Here is a 20854-nt window from a genome sequence, read left to right on the forward strand (position 1 = left end):
GAACACGTCCGCGACGTGCGGGCGCTGACCCGGCTCCGCGCCTGTCGCGCGCCCGGCGCGATCGGCTATGTCACCGCCGCATCCGCCGGCCCGGTCTGGCGCAGCAGTTTGGCACAGACAAAGCCTAGCGCGATCATCACGGCCGCCGCGGTGAGCAAGGTCGGGACCTTGCCGGCATGCTGAATGCCGAAGCCATAGGCGATCGGGCCAACGGTCTGCCCCATGAAGAAAAAGAACGCGTGCAACGACAGCGCAGTCGCGCGCGCTTCCGCCGACAATTCGCTGGCAAATACCTGCAGACTACCGTGGATCATGTAGAAACCCCAGCCCATGAAGATCAGGCTGAGCAAATGCAGCTTCCATTCCGGACCCATCGCGACCGCGATGAGTTGGACACCGACCAGCGCGCCTCCTCCGATCATCATCCCGTTGACACCGATCTTCGGCAGAAGCCGCGACACTGTCATGGTGTAGAAGAGGCCGCCGACCGCAAAGCCCGCGATGACGACACCCGCGATCGACAGCGAGGTTTGTCCGAGCTCAAACAGAAAGGCGGCAATGAACGGAAACAGACCGAGCACGCAGCAGCCTTCGATAAAGACGGCCGCGTAGCAGATGCGCGCGTTCGGGTTGGTGAAAATCGTGCGATAGCCCTGTTTGAGGGCTGACAGGCTGGTCCGGGGCGGACGTGTCAGCGCCGCGCCGCGGAATCGGATCGCAACCACGATCGAGGCCAGCATGACGATGCCACCGAGCACAGCCAGCACGCCGCGCCAGCCGAGGAAATCGCCGATCAGGCCGGACACCGTAGCGCCCAGAAGATTGCCGGTCATGGCGCCAGCCAGCGTACGCCCGATCGCGACCTGACGCTTCTCGGCACCAACGAGATCGCTGGTCAGTCCCAGCGCGATCGGAAACACGCCGCCCGAACCGATGCCGGCCAGAATTCGACTCGCAAACAATAGCGGGAACGAGGTCGCCATCGCGCCGAGAATGTTGGCGAAGCCGAGCAATGCCAGGCAGACGATCATCAGCCTCGCCTTGCCGAAAATGTCGGCAAAGGCGCCAAGCACCGGCTGGATGATGGCAAAGGTGAAGGCGAAGGCGGCGGCGAAACTCGCGGCTGTGGCGATGCTGACCGCAAAATCCTCGGCCACATGCGGCAACACCGGATCGAGCGCGCGGGCAGACAGGGCTGCCGAAAAGGTTGCGAGCGCAATGATGTTGAGCGCCGGCGGCATGCCGCTGGCGGCGGTCACGACAGGGCGTTCTTCGCCAGCGCGTCAAAACCCATCAGCGTCTTCACCAAGGCTTCGAACTCGCGTAGCGGAACCATATTGGGTCCATCCGACGGCGCGCGGTCCGGATCAGGATGGGTCTCGATGAACACACCGGCGACGCCGACGGCGACCGCAGCGCGCGCCAGCACCGGAACGAATTCGCGCTGGCCGCCGGACGAGGTGCCCTTCCCGCCCGGTTGCTGCACCGAATGGGTGGCGTCGAAAATGACGGGTGCACCCGTCGTCTGCGCCATGATCGGCAGCGCGCGCATGTCCGACACCAGCGTGTTGTAGCCGAACGAAGCGCCGCGCTCGGTGACCAGCACGTTCGGATTGCCGCCGCCGGTGATCTTGGTGACGACGTTGGCCATTTCCCACGGCGCGAGAAACTGCCCCTTCTTGACGTTGACGACCTTCCCGGTCGCGGCCGCCGCAAGCAGCAGATCGGTTTGCCGGCACAGGAAGGCCGGGATCTGCAGCACATCGACTGCCTGTGCGCCTCGGCGCATTGGGCGGTCTCGTGCACGTCGGTCAGCACGGGCAAGCCGAGCGAGGAGCGTATCTCGGCGAAGATCGGCAAGGCCTGCGCCAAGCCAATTCCGCGCGCGGCCGAGCCCGACGTTCGATTGGCCTTGTCGAAGGAGGTCTTGTAGACGAGGCCTACGCCGAGCCGGCCTGCGATCTCCTTCAGCGCAGTCGCCACTTCGAGGGCGTGCGCACGGCTTTCGAGCTGGCATGGTCCGGCAATGATCGAAATCGGCAGATCATTGCCGAATTTGACCGGACCGACCGAGACGACCGGAGTTGCTTCGGGTTTCGCGTTCAAGGGATCTTCCTTTACGTCCGGCGCGGACCATGTCGGTCCGCGACACGCGCGTATTCCGCAAAAGTGGACACCGGTTTTGCGACCAGAGTACGCGCAATTCAAAAAGGCTGAGCATTTTCTTGACAGAAAATGCTCAGGGATCAACCCCGTTTAACCCCTGAATATCAGGGTTGCGCCGCCAGCTATTTTACCGCGGAGAACGCCGTCGGCACCAGCAACTGGCTGACGATGTTGTCGATGATCTGGCCGTCTTCTTCACTCTTGGCGCGGCCGGCGATCCAATCCGGATCGCTCTGAAACGCGGTCCATTTCTTCTCGCGCTCGGCAAGCGAGTCCCAGGCGATGAAGTAGGTCAGTTCCTGATTGGAGGTGCCGATCAGCGTGGTGTAGAAGCCGGCCTGCTTGATGCCGTGCTTGTCCCACAGTTTCAGCGTCAGCGTATCAAAGCGCTTCATCAGCGCCGGCAGGCGGCCCGGCAGACAGCGGTAGACGCGCATTTCCATGATCATCGATGGTCCTCCCCGGATTATGACGGAGGCGCGTTATAGCGGCTGGCCCGGACGCTGTCTTGGGCCCGATTTGGCGTATCATACGGCGCCATGTGCATGGCTGGTGGCCAATCAGGATGCCCCCGGCCCCTGCCGATCCCGCAATGCTGCCGCAATGTTGCTGGCCCTAGTAGGGCTGGTCCGGGAAACGCGGGTGCAGGATGAGGGTTTTGCTGGTCGAAGACGAAGCGGAAATGGCGGCGGCGCTGTCGTCGGCATTGAAACGTTATGACATGGTGGTCGACCATGCGCCGACGCTAGCCGACGCCGAAGCGGCCATTTCGGCCGATGTACATGGCGCGGTGCTGCTCGACCGCCAATTGCCCGACGGAGACGGGCTGGCGCTGATTCCGAAACTCCGCGCCCGGGCTGATGGCGTGCCCATCATTGTGCTGACTGCACGCGGCGAGCTTGCGGACCGCATCGCCGGCCTGGACAGCGGCGCCGACGACTATCTAGCCAAGCCATTTGCGGTCGAGGAACTTCTCGCGCGGCTGCGCGCCGTGCTGCGTCGACCGGCCGGCATGCAGCCGGACGTCGTGCGTGCCGGACGCCTCGCCTTCGATTTCAGCCATCGAGAAGCCAGCGTGGAGGAACATCCGCTCGACCTGCCCCGGCGCGAACTGCTGGTGCTGGAAGCGCTGCTCCGACGTATGGGACGCACCGTGCTGCGCTCGGCGCTCGAGGAGGCCGTCTACAATTTCGATGACGCGGTCCAGTCGAACGCGCTGGATACCCATGTGTCACGGCTCCGCCGCAAGCTCGCCGATAGCAACGCCGGGGTTGAAATTCACGGAATCCGCGGCGTCGGCTATTTGCTGAAGCCGCTGCCGTGACCGAGACAGCTCGCTCGCACTGCCTGCAGACGCGGCTCGTCTGGCGATTGATATCGCTACAGGCGGGGCTGCTCGCGATCATCGCAATCCTGGTCATCGGGACGCTATGGGGCGCAGGCTTACTGTTGGACGCACGGGACGAAGACCGCGTCATCGAGATCGTCCAACAGGCGGTGGCGCAAGATACGTCGGGGGGCCTGCTGCTGCGTTCGCGCCCGGAGCTTGCGCAACTGCGCGAGGAGATTCCCGATCTCTGGTTCGTAGTTCGGGACAGCCAGGGGCACTCGCTGTCGGAAGGCGCAGTGCCGCCGGATTTTGTCGGTATGGTCGATGCGCTCAGCCATATCAGCCAGGCGCGGCTCGGCTGGCAGCTGTTAGCTGACGATCTGAGCAAGCCGGCGGCGCGGTTGAAGCGCGTCGATACCGCGGCGGGCACGGTACAAATCCTAACGGCAACGCAGGGCAAACCGTCCGGACGCAAGGCGATGCTGATGAGCTCGCTCAGCTTTCTCGGCGTCGTCCTTCCCGGATTGCTCTTAATGGCGGCCGCGACATTCGTCGCGACGCCAATGGTGGTGCGGCGGGCGCTTGCCGGTCTTGGCACGGTTGCCGATCAGGCACGCCGGATCGACATCCATCAGCGTGGTGCGCGGCTTTCGGTGGAACACGTCGCCGACGAGATTGCTCCGCTGGTAAGGGCCGTCAACGAAGCGCTGGCGCGGCTGGATGACGGCTATTTGCGGCAGCAGCGCTTCGTGGCCGATGCCGCGCATGAGCTGCGCACGCCGATCGCGATCCTGAACACGCGCCTCGAATCCTTACCGGCAGGTGCGGAGAAGAACCGGTTGCTCGAGGACACGGCGCGGCTTTCGACGCTGACCGAGCAATTGCTCGACATCCAGCGGCTCGACCAATGTGGAAGCCCGTTTACTCCGGTCGATGTGGTGGCAGTCGCGCAGGGCGTCGCCGCGAACCTGGCACCGCTCGCTATCGCCGCCGGCTACGAATTGTCGCTTCAAGTCGCGGCCGATCGCATCGAGACGCTTGGCGACCACGGCGCCATCGAGCGGGCAGTGACCAATCTGGTGCAGAACGCGATTCAGCACGGCGGTTGCCGCGGCAGCATCAGCATTCACGTGAGCCGACCAGCGACCATCGAAGTCACCGACGAGGGTCCCGGCATCCCGGCGGAACAGCGCGCGTTGATCTTCGAGCCATTCTATCGCGTGACGCCGCTCGAGCGCGGCGCCGGCCTCGGACTGAACATGGTGCGCGAGATCGCGCGTATGCATGGCGGCCACATCTCGGTGTTCGATGGCCCGAATGGCGGCGCATGTTTCCGACTGACGCTGCCACCTGCTCCGTCAGCGAAATAGCGGCGTCCACGCTTCGCGCTCCGCAATGCTCTCGCAATGCAGGCACGCCAGATTGACCGCGCCTCGTCATCGAATCGAGGCGCGGTCAATTCGTTGGAGTGCCTATGTCACACGACTTCTTTTCGTTCTTTCTGGCCTGGATGTCGGCCCCTGGCCGCGTCGGCGCGATCGCACCATCGAGCCCCGCCCTTGCCGAGCTGATCACGAGCGAAATAACGGCAGGAAGTGGCCCAATCATCGAGCTCGGTCCCGGGACCGGCGCCTTCACCTATCAGCTATTAAAGCGTGGCATTCGCCAGGAAGACCTGACGCTCATCGAATACGGCTCGGATTTCATGAAGCTGTTGCAGGTACGTTTCCCGGGGGCGCGCGTGCTTTGGATGGACGCCGCAAGGATGGCGGCACAGCCCTTGTATGATGGCGCGCCGGTCGGCGCGGTCATCAGCGGCCTTCCACTACTGAACATGTCGATGCGCAAGGTGGTCTCGATCCTCAACGGCGCCTTCAGCTACATCCGCCCGGGTGGCGCATTCTACCAGTTCACCTATGGCATGACCTGCCCGGTGTCGCCGCGGGTGCTTGACCGGTTGGGATTGAAGGCGAAGCTCATCGATCGCGCGATCCTGAACGTGCCGCCGGCGGCGGTTTACCGGCTGACGCGGCGGCCGCAGAGCAAGTTTTTCGCCGGGAACGTCGCGCTGCCACAGGCAGAGCCGCTCCGGCTGCAGATGGATCAGCCGACGTAAACGTCAGACCAGCCGGCTCTGCACCACCGCCGCCTGAATGAAAGACGCGAACAGCGGATGCGGCTCAAACGGCCGTGATTTCAGCTCGGGGTGGAATTGCACGCCGATGAACCAAGGATGGTCCTCGTATTCGACGATCTCCGGCAACACGCCGTCGGGCGAAAGGCCTGAGAAGCGCAGGCCGTGTTGTTCGAGGCGGTCCTTGTAGGCCGTGTTGACCTCGTAGCGGTGGCGGTGGCGTTCGGAAATCTCGGTGGCGCCGCCATAGACGGCCGAGACGCGGCTGCCACGCTTGAGCGTTGCGGGGTAAGCGCCAAGCCGCATGGTGCCGCCGAGGTCGCCCGACTGCGAGCGCTTCTCCAACTCGTTGCCGCGCAGCCATTCGGTCATCAGGCCGACCAGCGGCTCCTTGGTCGGGCCGAACTCGGTGGAGTTGGCTTCCTCGATGCCGACGAGATTGCGGGCGGCTTCGATCACCGCCATCTGCATGCCGAAGCAGATGCCGAAATACGGCACGTCGCGGACGCGGGCGAACTGCGCCGCGCGGATCTTGCCCTCGGCACCGCGCTGGCCGAAGCCGCCGGGCACCAGAATGCCGTTGACATGTTCGAGGAACGGCGCGGGATCTTCGTTCTCGAACACCTCGCTCTCGATCCAGTCGAGATTGACCTTCACCTTGTTGGCGATGCCGCCATGGGAGAGCGCCTCGATCAGCGATTTGTAGGCATCCTTCATGCCGGTGTATTTGCCGACAATGGCAATCGTCACGGCGCCTTCCGGGTTGCGAACGCGCTCGTTGATGACGTTCCAGCTTTGCAGCGCCGGTGGAATCTTTGGCGCGATGCCGAACGCGGCCAGCACCTCGTTGTCGAGACCTGCGGCGTGATAGGCCTCAGGGACGGCATAGATGTTGTCGACGTCCCTCGCCTCGATGACGGCGCTTTCGCGCACGTTACAGAACAGGCCGAGCTTGCGCCGCTCTTCCTTCGGGATTTCGCGGTCGGTACGGCACAACAGGATATCGGGCTGGATGCCGATCGAACGCAGCTCCTTCACGGAGTGCTGCGTCGGCTTTGTCTTCAACTCGCCGGCGCTTGGAATGTAGGGCAGCAACGTCAAATGAATGTAGACGGCGTGATCGCGCGGCAGCTCGTTCTTGAGCTGACGGATCGCCTCGAAGAACGGCAAGCCCTCGATGTCGCCGACGGTGCCGCCGATCTCGACCAGCACGAAGTCGTACTCATCATTGCCGGAGAGAACGAATTCCTTGATCGCGTTGGTGACGTGCGGAACGACTTGAATCGTCGCGCCGAGATAATCGCCACGGCGTTCCTTGGTGATGATGTCCTGGTAGATGCGCCCGGTGGTGATGTTGTCGGCCTTGGTGGCCGGACGCCCGGTGAAGCGCTCGTAATGGCCGAGATCGAGATCGGTCTCGGCGCCGTCATCGGTCACGAACACTTCGCCGTGCTGATACGGCGACATCGTTCCTGGATCGAGGTTGAGATAGGGGTCGAGTTTGCGGAGACGGACCTTGTACCCGCGAGCTTGCAGCAGGGCACCGAGTGCCGCCGAAGCCAGACCCTTTCCGAGCGAAGAAACCACGCCGCCGGTGATGAATATGTACCGCGCCATGGGATTCTACCTTTAAGGCCACTGCCCCGATTCTCCAAAACGAATCGCATGCGCGGGCAAACATTTTGCCGGGCTGTGGGTGACGTGAATTTTAAAGCGATTTCAGAGCATTAATGGGAGGTTCTGATGCCGGACGGTAGAGGGCCGCCCTGCATAGCCACCCTGCTTTATTGCGAACGCGGCGCCTGCGGGCCGGACTGCTGCTCATCCACCTTCTTAAGCGTATCGAGCACGCCGCCGGAGGTCGGCGGAGCGACCGGTGTTGCGCCACCCGGCTGGGACTGCGTCGTCGGCGCGGGGCCGAGGATCGATGCGGGCTTGCGATCGACGCCCGCGAGCCAAGCCAGCGTCATGCTGGTCACGAAGAAAAGGCCCGCCAGAACGGCGGTCGTCCGCGTCAGGAGATTGGCGGTGCCGCGGCTCGACATGAAGCCGGCGCCGCCGCCCATGCCGAGCCCGCCGCCTTCGGATTTCTGCAGCAGCACGGCGCCGATCAGCACGGCGACGATCATGAGGTGAACGACGATAATGACGGTCTGCATCTCAAAACCTTCCGTCACAAGCGAAGAGCGCCGGGCTTCGGCTGCACCAAGAGCTTGCGGGTTTTCCTGAAGTTGCGCGGTGTTACACGATCGGACGGGGCATTGTCACCCCCAACGGCCGCCGTGGAGATAATTGCCGCAGGCGCTACAGCAAGCCTGTCCACATATCCCGCCCGAGCTCGCATTCAGGACTTGAGGTCGCACCAGTTTCTCCTATAATAGACAAATGGATACTTTAATAGACGACCTCAGCAGCCGGCTCGCCCAGCGACTGCGGCTCGAACGCGACAGCCGCGGCTGGTCACTGGCCGACCTCGCCGAACGCTCCGGCGTATCAAAAGCCACCATCAGCAAGATCGAGCGCGCCGAAGTCAGCCCGACCGCGGTGGTGCTGGTTCGGCTCGCCAGCGCCTTCGACCTCACCCTTGCCGGCCTGATGCTGCGCGCCGAAGGCCAGGGCGGGCGTCTTTCGCGCGCCGCCGAGCAACCGGTGTGGCGCGATCCCGAAACCGGCTATTTGCGCCGGCAGGTGTTCAATCGGCCCGATCACCCCATCGAGGTCGTCAAGGTCGAGATGCCGGCCAAGCAACGCGTGACGCTCCCCGCTTCATCCTACGCCCACATCCGCCAGGTCCTCTGGGTGTTGTCGGGCGCGCTCGTGCTCATCGATGGCGGTGAACGCCACGAACTTGGGCCCGGCGACTGCCTCGGCTTCGGTCCGCCGGCGGAAGTGACGTTCGCTAACGAGACTACCGCGCCCTGCACCTATGTCGTGGCGCTAGCCCGGAGCTGAGGATGTCGCCGATCAGGATCGAAGCGCTGACGTCCTCGCCCGTCGTCTGGACCGCGTTGAGCGAAATGCTGGTGGAGACCGTCGCGCATGGTGGCTCCGTCAGCTTCATGCACCCTCTGCCCTTGGCGGCAGCAGAAATGTTCTGGCGCGACTCGCTTGCATCTGCCGGCCGCGGCGAGCGTATCGTGCTCGGCGCGTTTGATGGCGATGACCTGATCGGGACGGTCACGCTGTTACTCGACCTGCCGCCGAACCAGCCGCATCGCGCCGAGATCGCGAAGATGATAACGCGAGTCAGTCACCGCCACCGCGGCGTCGCCACGGCGCTGTTGCGCGAAGCCGAACGGCTGGCGATCGCGCACAGGCGCTGGTTGTTGGTGCTCGACACCGCCGAGGACGAAGGTGCGGCGGGACTGTACGAGCGGATGGGATTCAATCTGACCGGGGTGATTCCGGATTACGCGTTCAAACCCCATGGCGGGCTGACGGGCACGCTGATCTACTGGAAGCGGTTGCAGGAAGGCGCGCCCGCCTGAGACTTTTGAATAGACGCGTTTTCTTGACGCGAACCGGTCCGCACCTCGCTTGAAACGCTCTAACACGCCTCCGCAATTGCCAGAAAGTCCACAGCTTTCAGGCTGGCGCCACCCACCAGTGCGCCATTGACATCAGCAACCGCCATCAGTTCGGCCGCGTTCGAGGGTTTTACCGATCCGCCGTAGAGAATCCGGATCTTGCTGCCTTCCGCCTTAAATCGGCTGACGAGAACATCGCGGATAAAGCGATGAACTTGTTCGACATCATTTGGTGTCGGCGTCAGACCGGTGCCGATCGCCCAGACCGGCTCATAAGCCACCACCAGATTGGCTGATGTCGCCCCCTCCGGCAGCGAACCGGCAAGTTGCCCGCCGCAGACATCCAGCGTCTGGCCGGCATCGCGTTGCTTCTGGGTCTCGCCGATGCAGACGATCGCCACCAGGCCCGCTCGCCAAGCCGCCTCAGCCTTCTGCCGCACCACCGCATCGGTCTCGCCATGATCGGCACGCCGCTCCGAATGCCCAACGATGATGGCGGTGGCGCCGGCATCCGCCAGCATTTCCGCCGAGAGATCGCCGGTGTGGGCGCCCGAGGCCTTGGCATGGCAATCCTGCGCCCCGACCGTGAGTTTTGAACCGAGCGCTCTATCTGCAAAGCCGCCGATCAGAGTGGCCGGAGGGCAGACCAGCAGGTCGGCCTTGCCGGCCAACGCACCCGCCCCCGCGATCATTGCCTCGAATTCACCCAAGGCGGATTTCAGGCCGTTCATTTTCCAGTTGCCGGCGATCAGCGGCCGGATGGCATCGGTCATGTCGATTGTCCCGCAAATGTCAGCGTTCTAGATGCGCTAGCAGAGCCACGCCGCCAGTTCCAGATCCCCGTCGGGCGATCCTCGGGCCATTAACCGCTTCAAATAGCCCGCATGGGCGAGGTTGCGAGGGGGGCGCCGCCACTTTATGATGCGTTTTCAACTCGGTGACGCCTTGTTGCGGAATTCGGTCCCGGATCGAATTCCCTTGGGCACGACCCGGTTCCCCCTCTCCTTTAAAAACAAGTTGGACCCATGCTTCGAGGAATTCGGAAAGCCTCATCAAACTGGCTCGGCAAGGTTGTCATGGCCGTCGTGATGGGCGTTTTGATTGTCAGTTTCGCAGTTTGGGGTATTGCCGACATCTTCAAGGGATTTGGCCAGTCGTCGCTCGCCACGATTGGCAAGACCGAGATTTCGACGGAGCAATTCCGCCAGATCTACACGGAAAAGCTGCAGCAGCTTGGCCGCAGTTTCGGCCGTCCGCTGACCCCTGAGCAGGCCCGCGCCTTCGGGCTCGATCGGCAGGTGTTGCAACAGACCATCGCCGAAGCCGCGCTGGATGAGGAAGCCCGGCGCATGGGGCTTGCCCAGTCGCAGGACGAAGCCATGCGGCAGATCTACAGCGATCCGAATTTTGCGGGATTGGGCGGCAAATTCGATCCCGCTCGCTTCCAGGCCACGATCCGGCAGTTCGGCTATACCGAGCAACGTTATCTGGCGGAACGCCGGCGGGTCGGGCTGCGGCGCCAGATCGTCGGCGCCGTCTCAGCTGGGGCTGAGCCGCCGAAGGTCCTGATCGAGGCGCTCGCCCGCTTCCAGAACGAGCAGCGCTCGATGGAATTCGTCAAGCTCGACGCGGCGCAGGCCGGCACGATCGATCCACCTTCGCCCGAGGCGCTGGCCGCCTATTTCGAGGATCACAAAACCCAGTTCCGCGCGCCCGAGTACCGCAAACTGTCCTTTGTCGTGATCAGCCCCGAAGAGATCGGCAAATGGACCGAGGTCTCCGACGAGGATGCGAAGAAGGCCTTCGAGCAGCGCCGCGACCAGCTCGGGACGCCGGAAAAGCGCGAAGTGTCGCAGATGTTTTTTCCGAACGAAGGCGAAGCGCAGGCCGCGCGCAGCCGCATCACGTCGGGAACATCGTTCGACGACGTCGCCAAGGAGCGCAACCTCAATCTGGCCGACGTCGATCTCGGCATGATCGCGAAGAACGCGATCATCGATCCGGCGATTGCGGATGCCGCGTTCTCGCTGCAGTCAGGCGAAGTCAGCCAGCCGGTGCAGGGCCGGTTCGGCGTGGCGCTGGTCAAGGTCGGCAAGATCGAGCCGGGTGTGACGCCGACCTATGAAAGCGTCGCAGCGCAGGTGAAGAAGGAAATCGCGACCGAACGCGCGCGCGCCAAGGTCAACGAAATCCAGAACAAGATGGAAGACGAGCGCAGCGGCGGCGCCAATGTGGTCGAGGCTTCGCAGAAGCTCGGCCTCACCCCTGTCACGATCGAAGCCGTCGATCGCTCCGGCCGGACGCCCGACGGCCAGCCGGTGGCGAATATTCCGCGCGGCCTCGACGTGGTTTCGCAGGCCTTCAACAGCGATATCGGCGTCGACAACGAACCGATCCAGTTTGCCGGCGGCTATGTCTGGTACGACGTGCTCGGCATTACGCCCTCGCGCGAGCGCTCGCTCGACGAGGTGCGCAGCCAGGTCGAGGCAAAATGGCGCGAAGACCAGATTTCGAGCAAGTTGCGCGCGAAGGCAACCGAGATGGTGCAGAAGGTCGAGCAAGGCGGCACGCTCGCCGCCGAAGCGGCTGCGGCCGGGGTAAAGGTCGAGACTGCGACCGGTTTCCGCCGCGACGCCTCGCTTTCAGGCGTGCCCTCCGCCGCCATCACGGCCGCATTCCGGACGCCCAAGGATGGCGTTACGCAGACGCCGGGCACCAGTGGCAGCGAGTGGATCGTGTTGCGCGTCACCGACGTGACGGTGCCGCCGGTCGACATGGCCTCCGATGAGCTGAAGAAGTTGAAGGAGACGTTGCAGCGCGGCCTGACCGACGAACAGATCGCGCAATACGTGACCAAGATCGAATCCGAGATCGGCACCTCCATCAACGCGGCCGCCTTCGCGCAGGTGACGGGCGCGAACAATTGAGCATAATAACTCACCTCATCCTGAGGAGCGGCCACTTGGCCGCGTCTCGAAGGATGAGAGCCGGGCCCCATGGTTCTCCGAGCGATGCGAAGCATCGTCCGGGGACGGCGCAAGAACGCCTCCTCACCATGATGTCTCGATTTTGAAAGCCAAACGATGGACGACCTCAAATCTATCATCGGAAAAGTAGCCACCGGCGCGACGCTGTCGCGTGACGAGGCAGCCTCCGCCTTCGATGCCATGATGTCCGGCGAGGCCACACCCTCGCAGATGGGCGGGCTGTTGATGGCGCTCAGGGTTCGCGGCGAGACCGTCGACGAGATCACCGGCGCGGTGGCGGCGATGCGCGGCAAGATGCTGCGGGTCAAGGCGCCTGCGGACGCGGTCGACGTGGTCGGCACTGGCGGCGACGGCTCGGGTTCGGTCAATGTCTCGACCTGCGCAGCCTTCATCGTCGCAGGTGCCGGTGTGCCCGTCGCCAAGCATGGCAACCGCGCGCTGTCCTCGCGTTCGGGGGCTGCCGACGTGCTGGCCTCCCTCGGCGTCAAGATCGACCTCACGCCCGACCAGGTCGGCCGCTGTGTGCAGGAGGCCGGCATCGGCTTCATGTTCGCGCCCGCGCATCACCCCGCGATGAAGAATGTCGGCCCGACCCGCGTCGAGCTCGCCACCCGCACGATCTTCAATCTGCTCGGGCCGCTCTCCAATCCGGCCGGCGTCAAGCGCCAGATGGTCGGCGTGTTCTCCAGGCACTGGGTGCAGCCACTGGCGCAGGTCCTGAAAAATCTCGGCTCTGAATCCGTCTGGGTTGTCCACGGTTCCGATGGGCTCGATGAAATCACCCTCACGGGTGCGAGCTTTGTCGCCAGCCTCGACGACGGAAAGATCACCACCTTCGAGGTGACGCCGGAGGACGCGGGCCTCACCTGCTGCAACGTCGACGCGCTTAGGGGCGGCGATGCGGACGCCAATGCGCTGGCGCTGCAAGGCGTGCTCAACGGCAAGCCCAGCCCCTATCGCGACGTCGCCCTGTTGAACGCCGCGGCGACGCTGATCGTGGCCGGCCGTGCCAAGGACCTGAAGGAAGGCGTCGCGATCGGCGCGAAATCGCTCGATAGCGGTGCGGCGGCGGCACGGCTGAAGCACCTGATCGCGGTCTCACGCGGCTGATCTTAGGGGGCGCCAGAAATGTCCGATATCCTGAGCAAGATCGAGACTTACAAGCGCGAAGAGATCGCTGCGGCCAAGCGGGCGCACCCGCTTGCTGAGGTCGAGGCTCGCGCGAAAGCGGCCCAGCCACCACGCGGCTTCGTCCGCGCCATTCGGGAAAAACTCGCCCGTGGCGACTACGCGCTGATCGCCGAGGTGAAGAAGGCCTCGCCGTCGAAGGGGCTCATTCGCGCTGATTTCGATCCGCCGGCGCTGGCCAAGGCTTACGAGGCCGGCGGCGCGGCGTGCCTATCGGTACTGACGGACGAGCCCTCATTCCAGGGCCATCTCGATTTCATGGTGGCGGCGCGCGCGGCGACCATTCTGCCGGTGCTGCGCAAGGACTTCCTGTTCGACACCTATCAGGTGGTGGAAGCCCGCGCCCATGGCGCGGATTGCATCCTGATCATCATGGCTGCGCTCGACGATGCCGCCGCGAGGGATATCGAGGACGCGGCGATTGCACTCGGCATCGATGTGCTGATCGAAATCCACGACCGCACTGAGCTCGACCGCGCGCTAAAGCTTCGTTCGCCGATGATCGGCGTCAACAACCGTAACTTACGGACCTTCGAGACCACGCTTGCGACCAGCGAAGCGCTGGCGCCGCTGATCCCGCGTGACCGCCTGATGGTCGGCGAAAGCGGTATCTTTACGCCTGATGATCTCGCCCGCCTCGAGCGCGTCGGCATGTCGACCTTCCTGGTCGGCGAAAGCCTGATGCGGCAGGCCGATGTGACCGCAGCAACGCGCGCATTGCTGGCGCGTTCCGATACGGCCCGCGCGACCGGGACCGGCTAGCAGATGGCGCGGAAGGCTTCCAAGGGCGGCGCCCTGACCCATATCGACGCTGCCGGCGAAGCGCGGATGGTCGACGTCTCCGCGAAGGCAGCGACCGAACGCACCGCCATCGCCGAGGGGCGTGTCGTCATGGCCAAGGCGACGCTCGATCTGATCGTCTCCGGCAATGCCAAGAAAGGCGACGTGCTGGGCACGGCCCGCATCGCCGGCATCATGGCGGCAAAGCGCACATCGGAATTGATCCCGCTGTGCCATCCGCTGGCGCTATCCAAGGTGACGCTCGACATCACGCCTGACAAAAAACTTCCGGGGTGCATCGTCCGCGCCACCGTCAAGGTCACCGGCCCGACGGGCGTCGAGATGGAAGCGCTGACGGCGGTGTCGGTTGCGTGCCTGACGATCTACGACATGATCAAGGCGGTCGAGCGCGGCGTTCGAATCGAAGGCATCCATCTCGTCGAAAAGAGCGGCGGCAAGTCCGGCCATTATCGCGCGGAGCGGTGAGTCCGGCGACGGCATCGCCCTCGTCGCGCGCGACGGTCCCCCTGTGGTTGTTGGCGGAACCCACCGCCACCGAGCTAACCATTCGTTAACCAGACTTCCTAACGTCAACTCCATCTCGGCGCGGTATCGAATCCATGGGCCGGGTTTGGGAGAACGCCGCTTCCGGCAGTTCATGTCCCGGCCGCGATCGCGTTCATGGCTTCAACCGGCATCAGATCATTGAGGATCGCGTTCGCCTTTCGCGGCGGCCCGATCCGCTGGTTGACCCTGGGCGGCACGCTCTTGATCGCCACCATCGCGATCGGCGCGACCATCATGGCCGGCGATTTCCGCGAGCGCGCACTGCGCAACAGCGAACGCGAGCTGGAAAACACCGTGCTGCTGCTCGCCCGCCATTTCGACCAGCAGCTCGAGGATTTTCAGGTCGTTCAGAAGGACCTGATCGCGTTCATGCGCTCCAGCGGGATCGCCACGCTCGAAAACTACAAGCGCCGGATGTCCGGCCATGACATCCATCTCATCCTGAAATCCAAGATCGACGCGCTGTCCTATGTCGGCGGCATCAACATCTTCGACGCCGATGGCAATCTGATCAATGCGTCGGCCACCTGGCCGCCGCCGCCGGTCAACTCGGCGGACCGCGCTTTCTTCAGAACCTTCAAGTCCGGCCCGCAATGGCCGGAAATGCTGGTCGAGCCGGTCTACAGCCGCATCACCGGCGCCTGGACCACCGTGATCGCGCGCAAGATCGCCGGGCCGAACGGCGAGTTGCTCGGCGTCATCGGCCGCGGCATCGAACCCGTCCATTTTGAAAAGTTCTTCGCAACCGTAGCCCTCGGTCCCGGCGCCTCGATCGCCATGCACCACAGCGACGGCACGCTGCTCGCCCGCTATCCGCATGTGGCGGAGCTGGTTGGCAAGAACTTCAGGACCGGTCCGGCCGCCCAGCGGCAAGTCTTCGAGCTGCCCCGCAGCACCTCGCGCCTCACCAGCCCGATCGACGGCGAGGACCGGCTGATCGCGTCCCGCGCGCTGACCAATTTTCCGATCGTAATGGTCGCCTCGATCACCACATCGGCCGCGCTGGCCGACTGGCGCGAGCAGATCGGAATCCTGATCGCCGTCACCGGATTTTCCGTGCTGGCGATCGCCGCGCTACTGTTTCTCGTCGTCCGCAAGCTTTCCTATCAGCATCGCGCATCCAAACAGCGGCTGACGCTGGAAAAGCAGCGTCTCGACACCGCCGTCAACAACATGACGCAGGGCCTGTTGCTGTTCGATGCGAAGCGGCAGCTCATCATCTGCAACAGGCGATACCTCGAAATGTACGGCCTGTCGGCCGATGTCGTGAAGCCGGGTTGCAGCTTCCGCGAGGTGATCGCCCATCGCAAGGAGACCGGCTCGTTCGTCGGCGACATCGACCACTACGTCGAGATGGTGCTGCGCGACATCGCGCACCGCAACGTCATGGTCATCTCGACGCCCGACGGGCGCTCGATCCAGGTCGTCAATGAACCGGTGGCTGACGGCGGATGGCTGGCGACCCATGAAGACATCACCGAGCGACGGCGCGCCGAGGAGCGCATCACTCACCTCGCCCATTACGACTCGTTGACCGATTTGCCGAACCGCACCCTGTTCCACGAGCGGCTCAAGCGCGAATTGTCTTACGTCGCGCCGAACCGGCCACTGGCAGTGCTCTATATCGACATCGACGAATTCAAGAGCGTCAACGACTCGCTCGGCCACATGATCGGCGACGAACTCCTGAAATCGGTCGCGGCCAGCCTCGCCGCCTGCACGCGGAGATCCGATTTCGTGGCCCGGCTCGGCGGCGACGAATTCGCCATCGTGCAGACCGGGATCGATGATATCGACGAGTGATGAAGCTCGTCAGCCGCATCTTCGAGGCGATCCGCTCGCCCTATCAATGCCTCGGCCACCAGGTCACCACCGACGCCAGCATCGGCATTGCGCTTGCGCCGCAAGACGGATCCGATATCGACCAGATCCTGAAGAACGCGGATCTGGCGATGTACGCCGCCAAGGCCGCCGGCCGCCGCACCTATCGCTTCTTCGAACCGGACATGGAAGCCGAGGTCCGTGCGCGCCGCGGCCTGGAAATGGACCTGCGCCAGGCGCTCGTGGACGGCGGCTTCGAGGTTTATTACCAGCCATGTCTGAGCCTGCAGACCAACGCGATCACCGGCTGCGAGGCGCTGGTGCGCTGGCGCCATCCGCAGCGCGGCATGATTTCGCCCGCCGAGTTCGTGCCGCTCGCAGAGGACACCGGCCTGATCAACCAGATCGGCGAATGGGTGCTCACCACCGCCTGCAAGGAGGCCGCGACCTGGCCCGGCGATGTCAGGCTCGCGGTCAACGTCTCGCCGATTCAATTCAGGAGCGGCACGCTGGCGCTGAAGGTGATGGCGGCGCTCGCCGCATCGGGCCTCGCGGCGAGCCGGGTGGAGCTTGAGATTACCGAGGCCGTGCTGATCCGCGACGACGAGGCGGCACTTGCGGTTCTGCACGACCTTCATGCCATCGGGGTCCGCATCGCACTTGACGATTTCGGCACCGGCTATTCCTCGCTGAGCTATCTGCAGCGTTTTCCGTTCGACAAGATCAAGATCGACCGCTGCTTCATCACCGATATCGCCGAGCCGCAAGGTTCGTCCTGTATTGTGGAGGCGGTGGTGAACATCGCCGCCGAACGCCACATGACGACGACGGCCGAAGGCGTCGAGACCGAACAGCAGCGCGACTTGCTGCGCGAACTCGGCTGCTCGGAAATGCAAGGCTATTTGTTCAGCGCGCCGCAGCCGGCGGCGGAGATCAGGCCGCTGTTGTCAAAATACCAGCCGTGCCCTGAAGCAGCGCGCCCGGTCCGCCCGCGCAAGCGCAAGGATGAGGCGCGTTCGGCGTAGATTCGTTCGTTACTTGTCACCGTCATTGCGAGGAGCGAAGCAATCCATCTCTCCACCGGTGCGTAGGGAGAAATGGATTGCTTCGCTCCTCGCAATGACGTGGAGAGCAAGTGAAGACCCGTTATCGGCGTGAATCTCTTGCGGCCTGTGCTCTCTTGTTCGCCTGTGACACCCGCCCAATTGTTGACCGCGGGAGCTTGACACTTCGTCGGCGACTTGGAATCGGCTTCTTGCCTTCATGAGAAGTTGGCTCATTTGTCGGGCGGGAGAATTGCTGTGCTCTACGAAGAGAAAGCGCTCGCCGGGCCGCTTCTCCCAGCTCCCTCCGCGCCTCAAATTTTTGGACGCGTGCGAGCTCCTTGTTAACCCGCTTCAGGGCAGCGACGAAAACCTGCTTGCGACGGAGAGAATGCTCGGCAGTCCCCGAAACGCTTTGGCCGCGCGGCTCGGCGGTGCCTTTGCTGATCCGGCGCCGCTGGAAGGCGAGCGTACGCTCCTTGTCCCGAAGTTTTCTGAGCGATGATTTCAGGTTTTCAAGTGTCGCGCGATCCACGTCACCAATTTCGGGGTGATGAGAGGTCTGTATGAGCGCTTTCTCATCGTGATTCAGGATACTTAGCTCGAACTTGCAGGGTGCAGACATATGACACCTCATACATGCAATTTGTTGCCTTCCCGTCGCTGCGCTACCGACCCTGCCAATCATATCCACGGTGCGTTTCCAAGGCTCTCACGATAGCTTGAAGAATTACGGTGACGCTCCTGGACTGATACACGCCAGTCTGCTGACCCGGGCTTCCGCGGCCCCGCCGCCATCAACGCGGCGTTGACGCGTCCGCTTGATGCGGACTGCTTCTCCTCGATCGCGATGTTTCTGTTGTTGGGGGCGGATACGATTCAATTTCCGAACGCCTGTGATTACGGCGCAACATGCGGGGGAATTATCACCTCTGGTGGCACCTGCCTCGATTGACATGCCGCGCTGTTTTGAAGGTAAGTACGGAGTGCAATCGGAGCGATGTGACGCGGCTCGCGACATGGATCGAGCGGCGAGCGTGAGAGGGAGGCGGGTCAGTTGTCGATGCGGCCACGCCTGAACTCCTGGTTGCGCAACTCCCGGTTGTATTTTGGCGGCGTCTGTCTCGCGGCGGCATCGTTGCCGGCCGCGGCGCAATCCACCTGGACCGGTGCCGCATCCAGCAATTGGTTCGACGCAAGCAACTGGACGAACGGCGTTCCGGTCGCTGGCGGGGGAACGGCAAGGGTCGACGCAACTACACCCAATGCTCCAGTGGTGAATGCGCCCGGTGCTGCCGCGGAAGTCATTGCGGTCGGCATCAACGCCGTGGGCGCGCTCACCATTACGGGAGGCGGTACGCTAAGCAGTGTCGATGGCCATATCGGCTACCCCTTCTCTCGTGGCACGGTGGCGGTGACCGGTCCCGGATCCAACTGGAGCAATTCCCAGACCCTTGACATCGGCTTCTTCGGCGCAGGGACGCTCACCATCGAGAGCGGTGGGACGGTGAGCACCATGAACGGCTATCTGGGCACGGCTCCCGGCGCCGAGGGCACGGTGACGGTGACCGGCGCCGGCTCCACCTGGACCAACAGCGGAAATCTCTTCGCCGGCAGGGCCGGCACGGGCACGCTCACGATCGCGGACGGCGCAACGGTGAGCAGCGTGGACGGCTATATCGGAGACCTCGATAGCGCCCGCGGAACCATGACGGTGACCGGCGCGGGATCCACCTGGACCAATTCCGGAAATCTCTTCGTCGGAGATGCCGGCACAGGCACGCTTGCCATCGCGAATGGCGGAATGGTGAGCAATACGGACGGCTATCTCGGCCGCAGCGCTTTCTCTTCTGGCACGATGACGGTGACCGGCAACGGCTCCACCTGGATCAATTCCGGAAATCTCTTCGTCGGCAGTGCCGGCACAGGCACGCTCACCATCGCGGATGGCGCAACGGTGAGCAGCGTGAACGGCAATGTCGGCGCCGTCTCTAGCGGCCACGGAAGCACAACGGTGACCGGCGCGGGATCCACCTGGACCAACTCCGGAAATCTCTTCGTCGGGGATGACGGCACGGGCACGCTCACCATCGCGAATGGCGGATCGGTGAGCAATACGGACGGCTATCTTGGACGCAGCGCTCTGTCTCATGGCACGGCGACGGTGACCGGCGCCGGCTCTGCCTGGATCAACAGCGGAAATCTCGTCATCAGCGATGCCGGCACAGGCATGCTGACCATCGCGGCCGGCGGCGGGGTGAGCGGCGCAATCGGCATCATCGGCAACGACACCGGCTCCCGCGGCACGGTGACGGTGACCGGCGCGGGCTCCGCCTTGACCAACAGCGGAAATCTCTTCGTCGGCAACGCCGGCACGGGCGCGCTCACTATCGCGGACGGCGGCCGGGTGAGCAACGCGATCGGTTTCGTCGGTTTCGTCGCCGGTTCGCAAGGGTTCATGACGGTGACTGGCGCCGGCTCGGCCTGGAGCAACAGCTCCTCCCTCACGATCGGCGGCGGCGGCACGGGCATACTCGCCATCGAGAATGGCGGAGCCGTGAGCAACACGTCCGCAATTGTCGGGTCGGCCAATGGCTCGCAAGGGAGCGTGACGGTGACGGGCGTTGGCTCCACCTGGACCAATTCCTCACAGCTCTCGATCGGCACCTTCGGCGTCGGGTTGCTCGCTGTCGCAAGCGGCGGGACGATCAGCAGCACATATGGGATCCTCGGCGACTTTGCCGGCGCGCAGGGCACGGCCACGGTCGCGGGCGCCGGCTCTGCCTGGGTCAATTCCCTGGACCTTTACGTCGGCAACGCCGGTACGGGTTCGCTCGCGATTTCGAACGGCGGCACGGTGAGCAATGCGAACGGCTACGTTGGTGACGACACCAGCTCGCAAGGCACGGTGACAGTGACGGGTCCGGGCTCGGCCTGGAACACCAGTGCCTCCCTCACAATTGGCGTCAGCGGCACTGGCGTGCTCGCCATCGACAATGGTGGATCCGTGAGCAGCGCGTCCGCGATCATCGGATCGGCCATTGGCTCGCAAGGAACCGTGGCGGTGACGGGCGCCGGCTCGACATGGACCAATTCCGGAGACCTCCATCTCGGATTCGACGGCACCGGAACGCTCACCGTCGCGGCGGGTGCAACGGTGCACACCGGCACCGCGCATGTGGCAAGCCAGGCCGGCTCGCGCGGCACGCTGAACATCGGTGCGGCGGCAGGCAGTCCGGCGGCGGCCGCCGGCACGCTCGACGCGGCAAGCGTCGCATTCGGCGCTGGCACTGGCACGATCAACTTCAATC

The 20854-nt window shown here is 63.9% G+C and carries 15 protein-coding genes and 3 pseudogenes; 11 read left to right on the plus strand and 7 right to left on the minus strand.

From position 1 onward, the window contains the following. Positions 1–65: 65 nt before the first annotated feature. The 3 genes and pseudogenes from KJQ96_RS15735 to KJQ96_RS15745 form a co-directional block, all read right to left on the minus strand. Complete coding sequence (locus tag KJQ96_RS15735; protein WP_213287670.1) at positions 66–1241, minus strand: MFS transporter; 1176 nt, start codon at positions 1239–1241, stop codon at positions 66–68. A gap of 14 nt (positions 1242–1255) precedes the next feature. After that, a pseudogene (gene kdsA, locus KJQ96_RS15740) lies at positions 1256–2106 on the minus strand (3-deoxy-8-phosphooctulonate synthase). Between the two features lie 182 nt (positions 2107–2288). Then, positions 2289–2615 (minus strand): NIPSNAP family protein, encoded by a 327-nt coding sequence (locus KJQ96_RS15745; RefSeq protein ID WP_028345877.1) that lies wholly within the window; start codon positions 2613–2615, stop codon positions 2289–2291. Positions 2616–2815: 200 nt separating this feature from the next. Here KJQ96_RS15745 and KJQ96_RS15750 point away from each other — a divergent pair, with 200 nt between their 5' ends. The 3 genes from KJQ96_RS15750 (at position 2816) to KJQ96_RS15760 (ending at position 5612) form a co-directional block, all read left to right on the plus strand. After that, positions 2816–3490 carry a response regulator transcription factor gene (locus KJQ96_RS15750; RefSeq protein WP_213287514.1) on the plus strand — a complete coding sequence of 225 codons (675 nt, stop codon included), beginning with the start codon at positions 2816–2818 and terminating at the stop codon, positions 3488–3490. Further along, positions 3487–4866, plus strand: coding sequence for a sensor histidine kinase KdpD (locus KJQ96_RS15755; RefSeq protein ID WP_213287515.1), 1380 nt, complete (start codon positions 3487–3489; stop codon positions 4864–4866). Before KJQ96_RS15750 ends, KJQ96_RS15755 begins: the two co-directional genes overlap by 4 nt. 104 nt (positions 4867–4970) lie before the next feature. Continuing rightward, entirely contained in the window at positions 4971–5612 is a 642-nt protein-coding gene (locus KJQ96_RS15760) for a class I SAM-dependent methyltransferase (protein WP_213287516.1), read from the plus strand. Positions 5613–5615: 3 nt separating this feature from the next. Here the strand turns inward: KJQ96_RS15760 and KJQ96_RS15765 are convergent, their stop codons facing one another. Together KJQ96_RS15765 and secG are read right to left on the minus strand one after the other, a co-directional pair. Next, positions 5616–7247: a CTP synthase gene (locus KJQ96_RS15765; RefSeq protein ID WP_213287517.1), complete on the minus strand. Its 1632-nt coding sequence runs from the start codon at positions 7245–7247 to the stop codon at positions 5616–5618. A 167-nt stretch (positions 7248–7414) separates the two neighbouring features. Continuing rightward, positions 7415–7789 (minus strand): preprotein translocase subunit SecG, encoded by a 375-nt coding sequence (gene secG / locus KJQ96_RS15770; protein WP_065747221.1) that lies wholly within the window; start codon positions 7787–7789, stop codon positions 7415–7417. A 226-nt stretch (positions 7790–8015) separates the two neighbouring features. Between secG and KJQ96_RS15775 the strand changes: the two genes are divergently transcribed. Both KJQ96_RS15775 and KJQ96_RS15780 read left to right on the plus strand, forming a co-directional pair. Next, positions 8016–8582, plus strand: a complete 567-nt coding sequence (locus tag KJQ96_RS15775; protein ID WP_213287518.1) for an XRE family transcriptional regulator — start codon at positions 8016–8018, stop codon at positions 8580–8582. Positions 8583–8584: 2 nt separating this feature from the next. Then, positions 8585–9118, plus strand: coding sequence for an N-acetyltransferase (locus KJQ96_RS15780; RefSeq protein ID WP_213287519.1), 534 nt, complete (start codon positions 8585–8587; stop codon positions 9116–9118). A gap of 59 nt (positions 9119–9177) precedes the next feature. On the opposite strand, the gene tpiA is transcribed toward KJQ96_RS15780, so the two are convergent. Then, positions 9178–9930, minus strand: a complete 753-nt coding sequence (tpiA, locus tag KJQ96_RS15785) for a triose-phosphate isomerase (protein WP_213287520.1) — start codon at positions 9928–9930, stop codon at positions 9178–9180. A 252-nt stretch (positions 9931–10182) separates the two neighbouring features. Here tpiA and KJQ96_RS15790 point away from each other — a divergent pair, with 252 nt between their 5' ends. The 5 genes and pseudogenes from KJQ96_RS15790 to KJQ96_RS15810 all read left to right on the plus strand — a co-directional run bounded on the left by KJQ96_RS15790 (position 10183) and on the right by KJQ96_RS15810 (position 17525). Beyond that, on the plus strand, positions 10183–12084 hold the full coding sequence (locus KJQ96_RS15790; protein WP_213287521.1) for a peptidylprolyl isomerase: 1902 nt from the start codon (positions 10183–10185) through the stop codon (positions 12082–12084). Between the two features lie 156 nt (positions 12085–12240). Continuing rightward, positions 12241–13254, plus strand: a complete 1014-nt coding sequence (trpD, locus tag KJQ96_RS15795; RefSeq protein WP_213287522.1) for an anthranilate phosphoribosyltransferase — start codon at positions 12241–12243, stop codon at positions 13252–13254. A gap of 18 nt (positions 13255–13272) precedes the next feature. After that, entirely contained in the window at positions 13273–14094 is an 822-nt protein-coding gene (gene trpC / locus KJQ96_RS15800; RefSeq protein ID WP_213287523.1) for an indole-3-glycerol phosphate synthase TrpC, read from the plus strand. Between the two features lie 3 nt (positions 14095–14097). Continuing rightward, positions 14098–14598, plus strand: coding sequence for a cyclic pyranopterin monophosphate synthase MoaC (gene moaC / locus KJQ96_RS15805; protein ID WP_213287524.1), 501 nt, complete (start codon positions 14098–14100; stop codon positions 14596–14598). A 195-nt stretch (positions 14599–14793) separates the two neighbouring features. Then, a pseudogene (locus KJQ96_RS15810) lies at positions 14794–17525 on the plus strand (EAL domain-containing protein). A 1071-nt stretch (positions 17526–18596) separates the two neighbouring features. Here the strand turns inward: KJQ96_RS15810 and KJQ96_RS15815 are convergent. Then, positions 18597–18851 (minus strand): hypothetical protein, encoded by a 255-nt coding sequence (locus KJQ96_RS15815; RefSeq protein WP_213287525.1) that lies wholly within the window; start codon positions 18849–18851, stop codon positions 18597–18599. 19 nt (positions 18852–18870) lie between these two features. On the opposite strand from KJQ96_RS15815, the pseudogene KJQ96_RS40220 reads away from it, so the two are divergent. Beyond that, positions 18871–20694 (plus strand): annotated as a pseudogene (locus KJQ96_RS40220) (hypothetical protein); the annotation flags it as partial. Positions 20695–20854 lie beyond the last annotated feature (160 nt).

Source organism: Bradyrhizobium sp. sGM-13 (assembly GCF_018398875.1).
Lineage (GTDB): Bacteria > Pseudomonadota > Alphaproteobacteria > Rhizobiales > Xanthobacteraceae > Bradyrhizobium.